The sequence below is a fragment of the Desulfosporosinus sp. OT genome (genome assembly GCF_000224515.1).
GTDB lineage: Bacteria > Bacillota > Desulfitobacteriia > Desulfitobacteriales > Desulfitobacteriaceae > Desulfosporosinus.
The window spans coordinates 1-296 of sequence record NZ_AGAF01000193.1 but is presented as its reverse complement, the minus strand read 5'-3'; the positions used below and the strand labels follow the sequence as shown (position 1 = coordinate 296).

The window sequence follows — 296 nt, the reverse complement described above, 5'->3', positions numbered from 1 at the left end:
TTCCATAACGACACGGGTTTCCTCTTTAAGAGTGTTAATCTTATCTACTAGAGTTTTTAAATCACTTTCCGTATGCTTTACCTCAAAAGGCTTATGTAAAATCTCACCATACGGTTTCAGAAAACAGACTATACTTTTTCCCTTTGAAACATCAATCCCCACGCTGATCATACTACTCCTCCATATTTGTGTTGGCATCCATCCTCGCTTATTACCCATTCATATTGGTTAGTTACACGAAAGCCTTAGCGGTTTCAACCTGCTTAACCGAATGCACATAACAAGGGGATGGCTGG

The 296-nt window shown here is 39.9% G+C and carries 1 protein-coding gene; it reads right to left on the bottom strand.

Translation table 11 applies throughout. The features are described from left to right. Positions 1–171, bottom strand: a 171-nt coding sequence (locus tag DOT_RS18880) for an IS110 family transposase (protein ID WP_009622221.1), incomplete at its 3' end; no start/stop codon positions are given. Between the last annotated feature and the right edge of the window lie 125 nt (positions 172–296).